The organism is Ideonella paludis (assembly GCF_018069865.1).
In the GTDB taxonomy this organism is placed as follows: Bacteria; Pseudomonadota; Gammaproteobacteria; order Burkholderiales; family Burkholderiaceae_C; genus Ideonella; species Ideonella paludis.
Genome location: NZ_JAGQDG010000001.1, coordinates 761,129 through 774,602, shown reverse-complemented (window position 1 = coordinate 774,602; position 13,474 = coordinate 761,129). Strand labels below are relative to the sequence as shown.

At 65.3% G+C, this 13,474-nt stretch carries 15 protein-coding genes; 5 read left to right on the top strand and 10 right to left on the bottom strand.

What is annotated here, in order from left to right; all coding sequences use genetic code 11:
• Positions 1-5: 5 nt before the first annotated feature.
• The 3 genes from arsS to KAK11_RS03530 all read right to left on the bottom strand — a co-directional run bounded on the left by arsS (position 6) and on the right by KAK11_RS03530 (position 2,789).
• Positions 6-971 (bottom strand): arsenosugar biosynthesis radical SAM (seleno)protein ArsS, encoded by a 966-nt coding sequence (arsS, locus tag KAK11_RS03540; RefSeq protein ID WP_210806196.1) that lies wholly within the window; start codon positions 969-971, stop codon positions 6-8.
• Between the two features lie 88 nt (positions 972-1,059).
• On the bottom strand, positions 1,060-2,214 hold the full coding sequence (locus KAK11_RS03535; protein ID WP_210806194.1) for an aminotransferase class V-fold PLP-dependent enzyme: 1,155 nt from the start codon (positions 2,212-2,214) through the stop codon (positions 1,060-1,062).
• 5 nt (positions 2,215-2,219) lie between these two features.
• The gene (locus KAK11_RS03530; protein ID WP_210806192.1) at positions 2,220-2,789 is read right to left on the bottom strand and encodes a cob(I)yrinic acid a,c-diamide adenosyltransferase; all 570 of its coding nucleotides are present in this window, start codon (positions 2,787-2,789) and stop codon (positions 2,220-2,222) included.
• Positions 2,790-2,978: 189 nt separating this feature from the next.
• Between KAK11_RS03530 and KAK11_RS03525 the strand changes: the two genes are divergently transcribed.
• Positions 2,979-3,995: a hypothetical protein gene (locus KAK11_RS03525; RefSeq protein WP_210806190.1), complete on the top strand. Its 1,017-nt coding sequence runs from the start codon at positions 2,979-2,981 to the stop codon at positions 3,993-3,995.
• A 6-nt stretch (positions 3,996-4,001) separates the two neighbouring features.
• Positions 4,002-5,405, top strand: a complete 1,404-nt coding sequence (locus KAK11_RS03520; RefSeq protein ID WP_210806188.1) for an FAD-binding oxidoreductase — start codon at positions 4,002-4,004, stop codon at positions 5,403-5,405.
• 41 nt (positions 5,406-5,446) lie between these two features.
• On the opposite strand, the gene KAK11_RS03515 is transcribed toward KAK11_RS03520, so the two are convergent.
• The 3 genes from KAK11_RS03515 to KAK11_RS03505 all read right to left on the bottom strand — a co-directional run bounded on the left by KAK11_RS03515 (position 5,447) and on the right by KAK11_RS03505 (position 7,676).
• Positions 5,447-6,400: a hypothetical protein gene (locus KAK11_RS03515; RefSeq protein WP_210806186.1), complete on the bottom strand. Its 954-nt coding sequence runs from the start codon at positions 6,398-6,400 to the stop codon at positions 5,447-5,449.
• Between the two features lie 50 nt (positions 6,401-6,450).
• Positions 6,451-7,086: an SCO family protein gene (locus tag KAK11_RS03510; RefSeq protein WP_210806184.1), complete on the bottom strand. Its 636-nt coding sequence runs from the start codon at positions 7,084-7,086 to the stop codon at positions 6,451-6,453.
• Positions 7,087-7,148: 62 nt separating this feature from the next.
• A complete protein-coding gene (locus KAK11_RS03505; protein ID WP_210806182.1) occupies positions 7,149-7,676 on the bottom strand; it encodes a hypothetical protein in 528 nt (175 codons plus the stop codon).
• 115 nt (positions 7,677-7,791) lie between these two features.
• Between KAK11_RS03505 and KAK11_RS03500 the strand changes: the two genes are divergently transcribed.
• Genes KAK11_RS03500 through KAK11_RS03490 form a run of 3 tightly spaced genes read left to right on the top strand, consistent with a single transcriptional unit; the run spans position 7,792 to position 9,435 of the window.
• A complete protein-coding gene (locus KAK11_RS03500; RefSeq protein WP_210806180.1) occupies positions 7,792-8,367 on the top strand; it encodes a GNAT family N-acetyltransferase in 576 nt (191 codons plus the stop codon).
• 14 nt (positions 8,368-8,381) lie between these two features.
• Positions 8,382-8,927, top strand: a complete 546-nt coding sequence (locus KAK11_RS03495) for a cysteine hydrolase family protein (protein ID WP_210806179.1) — start codon at positions 8,382-8,384, stop codon at positions 8,925-8,927.
• Entirely contained in the window at positions 8,920-9,435 is a 516-nt protein-coding gene (locus KAK11_RS03490) for a GNAT family N-acetyltransferase (RefSeq protein WP_210806177.1), read from the top strand. Before KAK11_RS03495 ends, KAK11_RS03490 begins: the two co-directional genes overlap by 8 nt.
• Before the next feature lie 46 nt (positions 9,436-9,481).
• On the opposite strand, the gene KAK11_RS03485 is transcribed toward KAK11_RS03490, so the two are convergent.
• From KAK11_RS03485 to KAK11_RS03470, 4 genes are all read right to left on the bottom strand, one after another.
• On the bottom strand, positions 9,482-9,865 hold the full coding sequence (locus KAK11_RS03485; protein ID WP_210806175.1) for a hypothetical protein: 384 nt from the start codon (positions 9,863-9,865) through the stop codon (positions 9,482-9,484).
• Between the two features lie 254 nt (positions 9,866-10,119).
• The gene (locus KAK11_RS03480) at positions 10,120-10,371 is read right to left on the bottom strand and encodes a hypothetical protein (RefSeq protein WP_210806173.1); all 252 of its coding nucleotides are present in this window, start codon (positions 10,369-10,371) and stop codon (positions 10,120-10,122) included.
• A gap of 118 nt (positions 10,372-10,489) precedes the next feature.
• Positions 10,490-12,178, bottom strand: coding sequence for a SpoVR family protein (locus KAK11_RS03475; protein ID WP_246498258.1), 1,689 nt, complete (start codon positions 12,176-12,178; stop codon positions 10,490-10,492).
• Positions 12,175-13,461, bottom strand: a complete 1,287-nt coding sequence (locus tag KAK11_RS03470) for a YeaH/YhbH family protein (RefSeq protein ID WP_210806171.1) — start codon at positions 13,459-13,461, stop codon at positions 12,175-12,177. Before KAK11_RS03470 ends, KAK11_RS03475 begins: the two co-directional genes overlap by 4 nt.
• Positions 13,462-13,474 lie beyond the last annotated feature (13 nt).

Genomic DNA, 13,474 nt, shown 5'->3' with positions numbered 1-13,474 from the left:
GGGTCTTAGTTCAACGCGCCACCGCAGCTAGAGCCTTGCCCCGCCGTGCAGCCAAAACAATGGTCGGCCACGCGGATGGGGCCGTCTTCCAGCTCGCTGCACACCAGCGCGCTGAGGTGTTGGCGGGCCGCGCCTTCATGGGCCAGCGGCAAGCCCAGCTGCTGGTTGAAGTCGCAGTCGTAGAGATAGCCCTGCCAATCCACGCTGAGCTGGCTGCGGCACATCACGCCGGGCACATTGGCCTCGCTATGGGCGCTCTTGAGCAGCTGCATATAGCTGTTGAACTGGCCTTTGGAGACCAGGGTCGAGCCAAAGCGCTGGATGGGCATATTGGCCAGGGTGAAGAGCTGGTTGAAGACCACGCCAAAGTGTTCGCCCAGGTGGCGCTGGTAGTCGGCCTGCAGCGCGGCTTGCGGCGGCGGCAGGCTGGGGCCTTGCGGGTTGAACACCAAGTTCAGCACCAGGCCACTGCCCGGCTGGCCATAGCCCAGCGCATTCAGGCGCTGCAGGCCGCGGATGCTGGCGTCAAACACGCCCTGGCCGCGTTGCTTGTTGACGTTGTCTTCTAAGTAGCAAGGCAGCGAGGCCACGACCTCAACCTGATGCGCGGCCAAAAACTCGGCCAAGCCGTCTTGACCGGGCTCTTCCAGGATGGTCAGGTTGCAGCGGTCGATGACCTTGACGCCCCGCGCGCGCGCCGCCACCACCAAGCGCCGAAAGTGCGGGTTCAGCTCGGGCGCACCGCCGGTCAAATCCAGCGTGCGCAAGCTGGGGTTGGCGGCCAAGGCTTGGACGACCAAGTCCACCGTGTCGGCCGACATTTCTTCGGTACGGTTCGGCCCCGCATTGACATGGCAGTGCAGGCAGCTCTGGTTACAGCGGTAGCCCAGGTTGACTTGCAGGGTGTCGATGACACCGCGGCGCAAGGCCGGGAACTCGGTGTGAACCAGCAGGGGTAAGGTGGGATGCATGGGCGTGAAAGTGGCGAGTCTGAAGAGGTGTGTCGGCGGGCAGCCGCAAACCTTACACCCAAGGCCGTGACAGCGCGGCCAAGGGCTATTAACGCGAGCGTAAAGCGGGCGCTGCCAGCAGCCGCTCGATGTCGGCCTCGGTGGTGTAGGCCTGGGCAGACACCCGCACAAAGGTCTGGCCCGCGTGCTGGGTGATGGGCACCTCGATGCGGCTCTCCACCCATAGGCGCTGGCGCAGGGCCTCCGGGTCTTGCGGCGGCACCGGAATGGCCACCATTTGCGCCCAGGCCTCATCGCCAGAAATCGGCGCCAAGCCAAAGCGCTGGCACAAGGCCTGTTGCGCCTGGGCCGCCAGGGCGTGGCTGCGTTGGCGCACCTGGGCCCAGTCGTGCCGCGCCTGAAAGGCCAGGGCCTCGGGCACGGTCAGCCAGGCGCTGATGTCGCGCGTGCCTTGCCACTGCATGCGGCGCTCAAACAGGCTGCGGCCCAGGTAGGCGTCAAAACCAGCGTGGCCGCCGCTGTCCTCGGCATAGCCCCAGCTGGTGACGGTGGCGTCCAGCAGAGGGTGGTGCTCAGGCCGGGCGTGCAAAAAGGCCGAGCCCTTGGGCGCGCACTGCCATTTGTGGCAATTGCCGACATAGAAATCAGCCCCCAAGGCCGCGAGGTCTAGCGGGATCTGCCCCGGCGCATGCGCACCGTCCACCAAGACCGGGATGCCGCGCGCCCGGGCGGCGGCACAGACCTCGGCCACCGGCAAGGTCAGGGCGGTGGTGGAGGTGATGTGGCTTAGGTAGAGCAGCCGGGTGCGCGGGCCCATGGCCGCGACCAGGCTGTCCACCAGTTGTTCAGGCCGCAGCGGCAGCGCCACTTCCACCCGGCGGTAGTGCGCGCCTTGCCGGGCGCAGACTTGCAGCCAGGTGGCGTCACAAGCGCCGTATTCCAGGTTGGTGGAGAGCACCTCATCGCCCGCATGCAGCGGGAAGGAGCGGGCCACCACATTGACCCCGGTGGTGGAGTTGGGCACGAAGACCAGGTCTGCGCCCGCCGCGCCGATCTCGGCGCCCAAGGCCTCGCGCGCCTGGGCCAGCAGGCCGGCCGAGCGCCGGCCGAGAAAGTCCACTGGGTTGCGCTCCATCTCCCACTGCCAGCGCTGCTGGGCCTGCAGCACCTCCCGAGGGCTGGCCCCAAAAGAGCCGTGGTTCAGAAAGGTGATGTCCTCGTCCAGCGCAAACAGCGAGCGCATGGGGGTCAGTCTCGCGCCAAGCGCTCGCTGCGCCAGTAGACATCGTCACCGCCCAGGCCATCCAGGTTGGCGCGGTTCATCACCCGGGCCAGCACAAACAGCAGGTCAGAGAGCCGGTTCAGGTATTGGCGCGGGGCTGAGCGCACGGTCTCGGCGGCAGCCAGGCGCACCACGGCCCGCTCGGCGCGGCGCGCCATGGTGCGGGCCACGTGGGCCAGGGCCGCGCTGCGCGTGCCTGCGGGCAAGATGAATTCTTTGAGCCGGGGCAGCGTGGCGTTGTAGTGCTCCAGCGCCTCGTCCAGGCGCAGCACGGCTTCTTCCTTGAGCAGCTCAAAGCCGGGGATGGACAGCTCGCCCCCTAAGTTGAACAGCTCATGCTGGATCACCACCAGCAGCTCGCGGATGTCGTCGGGCAGCGGCTCGGCCAGCAGAACGCCCAGCTGAGAGTTCAGCTCGTCCACATCGCCCATGGCCTCCACCCGCAGGTGGTCCTTGGGCACGCGTTGTCCATCACCTAGGCCGGTGGTGCCATCGTCGCCGGTACGGGTTGCAATTTGAGTCAGTCGATTTGCCATCGCCGCAGTGTAGAGGCAGCGCCTCTGGGCACGGCCCAGGGAACTTCCCAGCAACCCTGGAGTCTGTCAGGGCTTGGGCGTAGACAATCACCGTCGCCGACGCGCCCGCGACCGCTCAGGCATCCAGACACACTCTGGCAGAGCCCTCGTGCTATCTTCAAAATTCAAAGTTGCCCCCTCGGAGCCCCCATGCGCCGCACCCTCTTCCTGACCCCCTTGTATGCCAGCTTGCTCCTGGGCTTGGCCGCCTGCGGGGGCGGTGGGGGGGATGAGCCAGGGCCTGCGGGCAGCGTCACCCTGCCCAGCGGCGCGCGCGCAGGCGCGGCCACGGCGGGCGCCGACCTCAACAGCAGCAACGCGCTGCAAGTGGGCACCAGCTTAGCCAAAGCCCTGCGCGGCGACGCCACCGGCGGCGTGACGGGCCCGGCCGCAGCCTCCCGCGCCAAGGCCTTGTCGGCCCGCCAGAGCGGCGCGCGCGGCCTGCCCAGCCCCTTGCTGCTGGCCCGCCAGGCCCTCTATTCCGCCGGCCCCAAGCTGCCCACGCAGCGGGCCCAAGCCAGCACCGCCACCATCAGCAGCCTGCCCTGCCCCGGGGGCGGCCGCATGACCGTGACCACCGACGACATGGACGGCAACGGCGTGCTCAGCAGCGGCGACAGCGTGCTGACCAACTTCAGCGCCTGCGCCACCGGCCCCGGCGAGCCCCCCTTGAATGGCCGCTTCGACCTCAGCCTCAACGCAGTGACGGTCAGCCCCACCGGCAGCGCCCTGAACCTGGACGCCACCGCCACCTTCACCGACTTTGCGGTCCAAGGCGAAGGCACCCTCAGCGGCAGCGTGCGCCTCTGGCTGGTCACCGAAGGCCTGCAAGAGCGCTTCCGCATGAGCTACCAAAACGCCCGGCTCACCTTGCCCACGGGCGAGGTGCAACAGTTGCAATACGACCTCTACGGCTCGCAAACCGATGCGCAGCTGAACCTGGAGCTCAGCGGTGCCATTGGCATGGGCAATCAGCTTTACGCGGCCTCCTCCACCGCCGTCTTCATGGCCGGGCCCGACGGCGTGATGCGCAGCGGCAGCAGCCAACTGCGCGACGCCGCAGGCGATGTGCTTCAACTCCAAGCCCAAACCAGCGGCCGCTACGACCTGACGCTGACGAACGCCAACGGGCAGTTCTTGTGGTCGTCCTTGGGCTTGGGGTGGTAAGTGAGCATGAATGCGCCTTTGAGCTTTCACAGCGCCGGTGTGCCGGCGGCCCTCATCGAAGCGCTCAGCCAGCGCTTCGGCCCCCGCTTCACCACCGCCTTGGCGGTGCGTGAGCAGCATGGCCGCGATGAGTCGCCCTTTGATGTGCCGCCGCCCGATGCGGTGGTGTTTGCCGAGTCCACCGACGAGGTGGCCTTTGTCGTGGCCCAGGCCGCCGCGCACCGCGTGCCGGTGATCCCCTACGGCGCGGGCTCCTCTCTTGAGGGGCATTTGCTGGCCGTGCAAGGCGGCATCAGCCTGGATGTCTCGCGCATGAACCGCGTGCTGCAACTGCACCCCGAAGACCTGACGGTGACGGTGCAGCCGGGCGTGACGCGCCTGCAGCTCAACCGCGAGATCAAGGACTCCGGCCTCTTCTTCCCCATCGACCCCGGCGCCGATGCGTCCCTTGGCGGCATGTGCGCGACTCGCGCCTCGGGCACCAATGCCGTGCGTTACGGCACCATGCGCGAGAACGTGCTGGCGCTGGAGGTGGTGACGGCCTCGGGCGAGGTCATCCGCACCGGCACCCGCGCCAAGAAAAGCAGCGCCGGCTACGACCTGACCCGCCTGATGCTGGGCAGCGAAGGCACGCTGGGCGTGATCACCGAAATCACCCTCAAGCTGCACCCGCTGCCCGAGAGCGTGGCGGCAGCGGTGTGCTTCTTCCCCGATGTCGCCTCAGCGGTGAACACCACCATCCAGGTCATTCAGATGGGTGTGCCGATTGCGCGCTGCGAGTTTCTCGACGCCCATGCCGTGCGCGCCGTCAACGCGCACGACCGCTTAGGCCTGCGCGAAGCGCCCATGCTGCTGATGGAGTTCCACGGCTCAGACGCCAGCGTCAAAGAGCAAGCCGCCACCGTGCAAGAGATTGCCGCCGAGTGGGGCGGGGCCGACTTTGAATGGGCCACCACCCCCGAGGAGCGCACCCGGCTGTGGACCGCGCGCCACCATGCTTACCTTTCGGGCTTGCAGATGAAGCCCGGCTGCCGCGCCGTGACCACCGACACCTGCGTGCCCATCTCGCACCTGGCCGAAGGCGTGACCGCCGCGCTGGCCGACGCCGAGGCCGCCGGCCTGCCGCACTTTGTGGTGGGCCATGTGGGCGACGGCAACTTCCACATCGCCTACCTGATCGACCCCGCCCTGCCCGAAGAGCGGGACACCGCCGAGCGCCTGAACGACGCCGTGGTGCAACGCGCCCTGGCCGCACAAGGCACCTGCACCGGCGAGCACGGCATCGGCCTGCACAAACAGGGCTTCTTGGTGGAAGAAACCGGCGCCGGCAGCGTGGCCCTGATGCGCGCCATCAAACAGGCGCTGGACCCGCTGGGCATCATGAACCCGGGCAAGATCTTTGCGGCTTGAGCCAGTCGCTCGCTAGCTCGCCCAAGCCACGCGCCTCAGCATCAAGGCGTGATGGTCAGGACAGACCCTGGAAAACTGGTACTGAAATCGTAGCTGCCAAAGAAGCGGGTGCTGACCAGGCCGGTGATGTTCCCCGCATGGTCGCGAACGTAGACCAGTTGCAGGTGATAGTCGCCGGTGGACGCGCGAGCCAGTGAATTGCCGTTGTCCGAAAGCAGGAGACTGCCCTCGCTCAGGCCACGCTGGCCCACCGACCCATTCAGGTAAACGCACTCGCTCTGATCGAGCTTGCAAAAGAACAGGGTCGAAGAAGCGATACCTGCCGTGAGGCCTGTTCCGCTGTCTGTCGCGAATACCTCTGCGCGCAAAAACTGCGGCCTACTGGTGCCGGGAACCGTTGCGCTCTTGGACACTTTGCTTTGCAGCAGACGGCCGCTGACAAACAAGGGTGCCGTGTCGTCAAAACTGGGGGCGCTGGTCACCGTCACTGGTTTCACACCCAAAGCGTCAAGCGCTGCACCTTCAATCACCGACGAGTTACCGGCCAAGTCCATGATCCATACCAAACGCAAGGTATAGGTCCCTGGCGCCGCCATGGGGCTCAAGGCTGCAGCCGTCAAGCCTTGCCAACTGCGTCGCCCATGCAGGTCTTGCTCGGTCGGAATGTTGCTGCCGTTGGGCGCCGTAAAGTCAAAGCGGATCCATGCCAGTCCCGAACCCTCATCTTGAACCGAGAAACGAACGGGAATATTGGGTAAGGGCCCCTGCGCAGAAGCCTCTAGGGGCAGGCGTACGCGAAGGAGCACCGGTGCCGTGACATCACTGCCATTGGATGCAATGGTGGCCTTGGGCCGTAGGCTGCTGGGTGATGCACCCACACGCAGGTCTTGAGGCTTCCCACTTTGCGGCAGCTCGTGCGCCAGCACTGATGTACCCAGCAAGGCCAGCACCAGAGCGCTGAACGTGCCACAGGCTTTTGAAATCAATCGTCCCATCTCACTCTCCCCATGAACATTTATTGAGGAAAGAATTCTGGCATGGGCATTCACAGCTTGAGCGGGTCGATCTCTTTGAGCACCTCTTCCAACACCTCCGGTGAAGGCATGTCGGCGGTGCTGTAGACCAAGCGCGCTTGGCGGTCGGCGATGAAGACTTGGGCGGTGTGGCGGTCGATGTCGCCCGCAAAGTCTTTGCTGCGGCGGCCGATCATGTCGAACAGGCTTTCCGCGTCTTTAAGGCCGGGCACGGCGGCCGTCCAGCCCGGCTGGGCGCCATGGCGCTTTAACCAAGCGGCCAGGGCTTTGGGGTCATCGCCCAGCGGGTCGATGCTGAGCGACAGCCACTGCACCTGGGGCATGCTCTTGGCCAGCTTGCGCTGGGCGGCCGCAAAGATCGCGCCCTGGATGGGGCAGACTGCGCTGCAGCCAGTGAACATCAGCTGTATGGCCGTGAGCTTGCCGCGCGTGAGTGCGACCAAATCCGTCTTGCTGCCGGTGTGCGTGGTCAGCGCCAGCGCGGGCAAGGGGCGCGGCGGCTTCATCGGGCCAAACGGGTATTTGTGGACCTTGGTGGCGGGCGGCTTGGCCGCCGGGGCGCCGCTTTGCTGGGCCAGCGTGGGGGTGGCGGCAGCCAGCCACCAAGGTGCGGCCACAGCCCAGCACAGGGCCGAGCGGCGGGGCATCACGGGTGATGATGAGGTCTTGGTGGGCATCGTCGGCACAGGCCTTGTCATGTCATCCCGCTTCAGCGGCTCAAGAAGAACTGCCACAGGTCCGCACACTGCGCGTCGGTGATGCGGTAGCGCGGCATGGTCAGGGGGATCAGCACCGTGGCCGGGTCCAAGCCCTCACGCAAAAGGCGGCACAGGCTGGCCGCCTCGTACTGCGAAGGCGGGCCGCCGCGCCGTGGGCGGGCCTGGGCCAGATGCTGCGCCGTCAGAGGCGGCGCAAAGCGCGGTGCCACGCCGGAGGCGGCTGCCTCAGCCGACGCCAAAAGGGGCCGCTCAGACGCCGCATCACCATGGCAATTGATGCAGGCCACGGCAGCGGCGGGCAGGTCCACCTGATGGCCGACCACCCGGCCCTGCAAGCTGGCCGCGCCACTGAACAAGGCCTGGCCGCGCTGCACGCTGGCCTGCCTGTCCTGCTCGGCTTGCTGGGCGCGCTGCTGCGCCTGCTGGCTCTGCCACCACCATGCGGCCGCAGCGGCCAACACCAAGCCGCCCGCGAGCAGGCCCACCGCCACAGGAGAACGCAAACCAGAAGTGCCCATGCCTCTATTGTCTGAGCCCTCGGGCCTTGCGTTCATGCAGACAAGTCAAGAACTGCGGTCTTTCTGCGCGGCAAAGCCCACTACCATTGGTGCTCCCCTGCCACGGCTGCTGACCATGCCCTCGTCACCCCTGCTGCGCACCTTTGCCGACCAGATCGAAACCCCCCGCTTGCTGATCCGCAGCCCACGCCCGGGCGATGGCCCCGCCGTGTTTGAGGGTGTGCGCGACAGCCTGGCCGCGCTGCGGGCTTGGCCGGCCTCTCTGCCCTGGGCCTTGTTCGAGCCCTCGCTCGAAGCCTCCGAAACCTTTTGCCGCGAAGGCCACATCAACACCCTGGCCCGCAAAGAGCTGCCCATGCTGATGTTTGTGAAGGACGGCGGCCACTACATCGGCGGTGCCGGTTTTCATCACCTGGATTGGGACACGCCCAAGTGCGAGGCCGGCTACTGGTGCCGCCCCGCCTTCCAAGGCCAGGGCTTGGTGACAGAGGCCGTGAGCGCCCTGTGCCGCTGGGCGATGAAGGACCTGGGCATGGTGCGCATCACCGCCCTGCCCGATGCCCAGAACCACGCCAGCCGCGCCGTGGCCGAGCGCGCCGGCATGGTGCTGGAAGCCACCTTGCGCCATGAACGCAAAGCGCCCGACGGCACGCTGCGCGACACCTGCCTTTACGCCCTCACCACCGCTTAAGGGAGCAGCCCACCATGCCCGCCACCACCGCCCTGCTGGTGATCGACGTTCAACAAGGCCTGTGCGAGGGCGAATACGCCGCGCATGACGCCGCCGGCCTGATCCAGCGCATCAACACCTTGAGTGAGAAGGCCCGCGCCGCAGGCGCACCCGTGGTCTTCATTCAGCACGAAGCCGCTACCGGCCCGCTGCAACACGGCAGCCCCGGCTGGCAACTGGCCGAGGGCCTGGCCGTAGCCGAGGGCGACCTGCGCCTGCGCAAGACCACGCCGGATTCCTTTTTGCACACCGCGCTGGAAGCCCTGCTGCACCAGCGCGGCATCGCCCGCGTCGTGGTCTGCGGCCTGCAAAGCGAGTTCTGCGTGGACACCACCACCCGCCGCGCCATGGCCCTGGGCTTCCCCGTCACCTTGGTGGCCGACGGCCACTCAACGATGGACAGCGCCGAGCTGACCGCCGCGCAAATCACCACCCACCACAACCGCCTGCTTTCACAAATCAGCAGCTTTGGCCCGCGCACGCGCTGCGTGCGCGCTGAGGAGGTGCGCTTTGATGGATGACACCGTGCGCATTCGCCGCCTGACCCCGGCCGACGCCGCCGCCTTCCAAGCTCTGCGCCTGGCCGGCCTGCAACGCGAGCCCTCGGCCTTTGGCTCTAGCTTCGAAGAAGAATGCAACGAAACTCTAGACGCGGTGGCACAGCGCTTGGCCCCGTCACCCGACAACGCCGTGTTCGGTGCGTTTGATGCAGCAGGGGCGCTGCTGGGCGTGGTCGGCCTGGGCCGCGAGCGCATGCTCAAGCTGCGGCACAAGGGCATCCTCTGGGGCATGGTGGTGACCCCCGAGGCACGCCGCCGTGGCCTTGGCCGCGCGCTGATGCAAGCGGCCATCACCGCCGCCCGCGAGGTGCCCGGCCTGCTGCAACTCAACCTCTGCGTCAACGCCCAGAACACCGCCGCGCTTCAGCTCTATCAAAGCTTAGGCTTCGTGGCCTTTGGCCGCGAGCCTGCGGCCATGCTGGTGGATGGGGTGCTGCATGAGGAGGTGTTGATGGCGCTGCGTTGGTGAATCTCTTCGTCAACAGCAATGGAGCTGTTGACAAAGTCCCTCGAGATTAGCCCTCTGCATCTAAGACGTTGATGCCATAAGGATCGACCGCCAAACCACATTGCTTGGTCAAAATGTCCCGGACGACCCGGACATCCTCCAAAGTAGGAACGTTCAACGGGTGGGCTCGAATGACCGAGTTGAACACCAAGCTGCCGTCCATTCGACAAGCGTAGTGGGACACCTCGTCCACCTCGACAGAGACACTTGTCTCGCGGGAACACACCGCTTCGAAGCGAACGCGCAGGAACTGCAGGTCCGAGCCTTTCTCCTGATGGAAGGAAATGCGCTCACCCGCATGGGGCCGAACCGGCATTTCCAGCGAACCGAAGAACGTGCACGCCGGGGACCCATCACAGTGGATGTCTAACCAAAATTCGAAGGTATTCATTGATCGCGCAAGTCTTGTTCAGAACTGATGTTGTCCGCCGGGCCAGCTCACACGAGGACGGACCCGCGCAGGCTGGGTGACAAGCACTGCACTCTGGAGACAAGGGGCTCCGACTTCTCCGTTTGGGTAAAGCCAGACGCTTGAAAAGTCATGTGCCCACCAATTGGAATGTTGAGCTCTATCTTCCAGGCGAACGACTTATAGCCATTGGGATAGGTGACTTCTTCGCGCTGAATGTCATGGATTGCCATCGGCTAGAAGGCCAAGGAATGCGTGCGATAGTCGATCGACACCACCAAGTCAGACACCTCGTGAAATGTCAGAAGTGCCGGCGTAATTCTGAAATGGTACGCCGCAGCGTTCTCTGGTGGGCTCAGCCATTCGACGATGTGATCGATGTCCAAGACAAGATCACCGGTGCAACCATCTGCACCCTGAACCATACGAAAGCCGTGGATGGCGTTGTCGTGCCAACAGCAATCCTCAAAGCGCTTCACTTGGCTCATGTCCTGACTCCCACCTGTATCGATGGAAGCTAGTCTATGCGCGTTAGCGCCCGATCACCGCACTGGGTGGCGTGGGCGCCCTTTCAGCCAGCCGGCCACTCGCCTAACTGCGCGTCACTCACCCCTGCGGCGCCGGCACCGCCCATTGCGCGGTCACCTCACCGCCGCCGTTCACGCTTTCCAACTGCACGCCAAAGCCCCAGAGGCGGGCCACGTGTTTGAGGACTTCGCTGGCGCTTGGGTCGAGGGGGCGGTTGTTGTGTTGGGTGTGGCGCAGGGTCAGGCTGCGGTCGCCGCGCAGGTTGACGTTCCAGACCTGAATGTTGGGCTCGCGGGTGCCCAGGTCGTATTGGCGTGACAGGGTTTCGCGCAGGCGGCGGTAGCCTTCGTCGTCGTGGATGGCGGTGACGGTGATGTCGGGTTTTTGGTCGTCGTCGCGGATGGCAAAGAGGCGGAAGTCACGCATCAGCTTGGGGCTGAGGTACTGGCCGATGAAGCTCTCGTCTTTGAAGTTGCGCATCGCGTCTTCCAGCACCGGCAGCCAGGGCTTGCCGGCGATGTCGGGGAACCAGCGGCGGTCTTCCTCGGTGGGCTCTTCGCAGATGCGCTTGATGTCGGTGTACATGGCAAAGCCCAGCGCATAGGGGTTGAAGCCGCTGTAGCCGCGGTCGCCCACTTTGGGCTGATAGACCACATTGGAGTGCGAGGTCAGCCACTCGATCATCACGCCGTCGGTGAGGAAGCCGTTGTCGTACATCTCGTTGAGCAGCTTGTGGTGCCAGAAGGTGGCCCAGCCTTCGTTCATGACCTGGGTTTGGCGCTGCGGGTAAAAGTATTGCGCGGTCTTGCGCACGATGCGGATGATCTCGCGCTGCCAGGGCTCCAAGAGCGGGGCGTGCTTCTCGATGAAGTAAAGCAGGTTCTCCTCGGGCTCTGCGGGGAAGCGCTTGGCGGCGGCCGTGGCCTCGTGGTCTTCTTTGGCCTTGGGCAGGGTGCGCCAGAGGTCGTTGATCTGCTGCTGGGCATAGGCCTCGCGCTCTTTGCGCTGGGCCAGTTCCTCGGCCAGGCTGCGCTTGGCGGGGCGGCGGTAGCGGTCCACACCGTGGTTCTGCAGGGCATGGCAGGAGTCGAGGAACAGCTCCACGGTCTCAACACCATGGCGCTGCTCGCACTCGGCCACGTAGTTGCGGGCATAGACCAGGTAGTCGATGATGGACGCGGCATCCGTCCACATGCGGAAGAGGTAGTTGCCTTTGAAGAAGCTGTTGTGGCCATAGGCCGCATGGGCGATCACCAGGGCCTGCATGGCCATGGTGTTTTCTTCCATCAGGTAGCTGATGCAGGGGTTGGAGTTGATGACGATCTCATAGGCCAGGCCCATGTGGCCGCGCTTGTAATTCTTCTCGGTGGCGATGAACTCTTTGCCATAGCTCCAGTGGCGGTAGTTCACCGGCATGCCCACGCTGGCGTAGGCGTCCATCATCTGCTCGGCGGTGATGATCTCCAACTGGTTCGGGTAGGTGTCCAGGCCAAAGCGCTGGGCTGTCTTTTGGATGACCTCGTGGTATTGCTCGATGAGCTCAAAGGTCCAGTCGCTGGGGTCAGGCAGGGGCTTGTCGGGGCGCGGCAGGTAGGGCAGCGGTTCTTGCAGGCTCGTGCGCGGCTTGCGGCGGTCGCCCGTGGGCGGCAGCGGCCCGGCCGTGGTGTGGCGGCGGTCTTGCGAGAAGGGCTCGCTGCTGGGCGGCACCAGCGGGCCATGCAGCGCCTCGCCAAGCAGCGCATCGGCGGGGGTGTGGGTGGTGCTCATGCGGTGGCCCCTTCCTTCTTGAACAGGTCGCGAAAGACCGGGTAGATGTCCGAGGCCTCGGTGGCCTTGCGCATCGCAAAGTTGGGCTGGGCGCCCACGAGGCTGGCGTACTCTTCCCAGAGGTTTTGCTCTTCTTCGGCCACCTGCACATAGGCGTAGTAGCGGCAGGCCGGCAACAGGCGGTTGATCAGCAGCTCTTTGCAGCGGGTGGAGTCGTGGTGCCAGTTGTCGCCATCGCTGGCTTGGGCGCCGTAGATGTTCCACTCCGTCGGGTTGTAGCGCTCGCGCACGATCTGGTCCATCAACTCCAGCGCACTGGAGACCACCGTGCCGCCCGTCTCGCGGGCATGGAAAAAGTCTTCCTCGCTGACCTCTTGGGCCTGGGTGTGGTGACGAATGAAGACCAGCTCGATCTTCTCGTAGTGGCGGGTCAAGAACAGGTAGAGCAAGATGAAGAAGCGCTTGGAGAGTTCTTTGCGCTGCTCATCCATCGAGCCCGAGACATCCATCAGGCAGAACATCACCGCCTTGGAGCTGGGCACGGCCACGCGCACGCGGCTGCGGAACTTCAGGTCAATCGGGTCGAGAAAAGGAATGCGGTCGAGCCGGGCGCGCAGCTCGGCGATGCGGGCCTGGGCTTCTTGCACCTCGCGCTGGGCCACCGGGTCGTCGGCGTGGTAACGCTTGAGGTTAGAGACCTTTTCTTCCAGCTCCCGCAGCTCGCGGCGGGCTTCTCCGCCCAGCGCCAGCCGGCGGCCATAGGCGCCGCGCATGGAGCGCACGATGTGCAGGTTGTTGGGCGTGCCGTCGCTGCTGTAGCCCGCGCGGTGGGTTTTGTATTCGGGCACCTCGGCCAGTTGGGTGCGCAGCAGGCGGGGCAAGGCCAGGTCTTCAAAAAAGACCTGCATGAATTCTTCTTTGCTGAGCGCAAAGGCAAAGTCGTCTTCGCCCTCGCCCGAGTCGCTGGCCTGGCCCTTGCCCGAGCCCTTGCCACCGCCGCCTTGCGGGCGCTCGATGTGGTCGCCCGTCACATATTCTTTGTTGCCGGTGTGCACCACATCGCGCTGGCCGCCTTGGCCGTGGTGGAAGACGGGCTCGGAGAGGTCCTTCTTGGGAATATGAACCTCTTCGCCGCGCTCCAGGTCGCGAATGCCGCGGCCGTCCACCGCGCGCTTCACCGCGTCGCGGATCTTGTCTTTGTAGCGCTTCAAAAAGCGCTCGCGGTTGCCGATGGACTTGTTCTTGCCGGCCAACCTGCGGTCGATGATTTGCTGAAGTGCCATGGTGTGCTGTCCT

Excerpts from the sequence above, each read along its gene's own strand:
- arsS (WP_210806196.1), bottom strand. The coding sequence starts at position 971 with ATGCATCCCACCTTACCCCTGCTGGTTCACACCGAGTTCCCGGCCTTG.
- KAK11_RS03535 (WP_210806194.1), bottom strand. The coding sequence starts at position 2,214 with ATGCGCTCGCTGTTTGCGCTGGACGAGGACATCACCTTTCTGAACCAC.
- KAK11_RS03530 (WP_210806192.1), bottom strand. The coding sequence starts at position 2,789 with ATGGCAAATCGACTGACTCAAATTGCAACCCGTACCGGCGACGATGGC.
- KAK11_RS03525 (WP_210806190.1), top strand. The coding sequence starts at position 2,979 with ATGCGCCGCACCCTCTTCCTGACCCCCTTGTATGCCAGCTTGCTCCTG.
- KAK11_RS03520 (WP_210806188.1), top strand. The coding sequence starts at position 4,002 with ATGAATGCGCCTTTGAGCTTTCACAGCGCCGGTGTGCCGGCGGCCCTC.
- KAK11_RS03515 (WP_210806186.1), bottom strand. The coding sequence starts at position 6,400 with ATGGGACGATTGATTTCAAAAGCCTGTGGCACGTTCAGCGCTCTGGTG.
- KAK11_RS03510 (WP_210806184.1), bottom strand. The coding sequence starts at position 7,086 with ATGCCCCGCCGCTCGGCCCTGTGCTGGGCTGTGGCCGCACCTTGGTGG.
- KAK11_RS03505 (WP_210806182.1), bottom strand. The coding sequence starts at position 7,676 with ATGGGCACTTCTGGTTTGCGTTCTCCTGTGGCGGTGGGCCTGCTCGCG.
- KAK11_RS03500 (WP_210806180.1), top strand. The coding sequence starts at position 7,792 with ATGCCCTCGTCACCCCTGCTGCGCACCTTTGCCGACCAGATCGAAACC.
- KAK11_RS03495 (WP_210806179.1), top strand. The coding sequence starts at position 8,382 with ATGCCCGCCACCACCGCCCTGCTGGTGATCGACGTTCAACAAGGCCTG.
- KAK11_RS03490 (WP_210806177.1), top strand. The coding sequence starts at position 8,920 with ATGGATGACACCGTGCGCATTCGCCGCCTGACCCCGGCCGACGCCGCC.
- KAK11_RS03485 (WP_210806175.1), bottom strand. The coding sequence starts at position 9,865 with ATGAATACCTTCGAATTTTGGTTAGACATCCACTGTGATGGGTCCCCG.
- KAK11_RS03480 (WP_210806173.1), bottom strand. The coding sequence starts at position 10,371 with ATGAGCCAAGTGAAGCGCTTTGAGGATTGCTGTTGGCACGACAACGCC.
- KAK11_RS03475 (WP_246498258.1), bottom strand. The coding sequence starts at position 12,178 with ATGAGCACCACCCACACCCCCGCCGATGCGCTGCTTGGCGAGGCGCTG.
- KAK11_RS03470 (WP_210806171.1), bottom strand. The coding sequence starts at position 13,461 with ATGGCACTTCAGCAAATCATCGACCGCAGGTTGGCCGGCAAGAACAAG.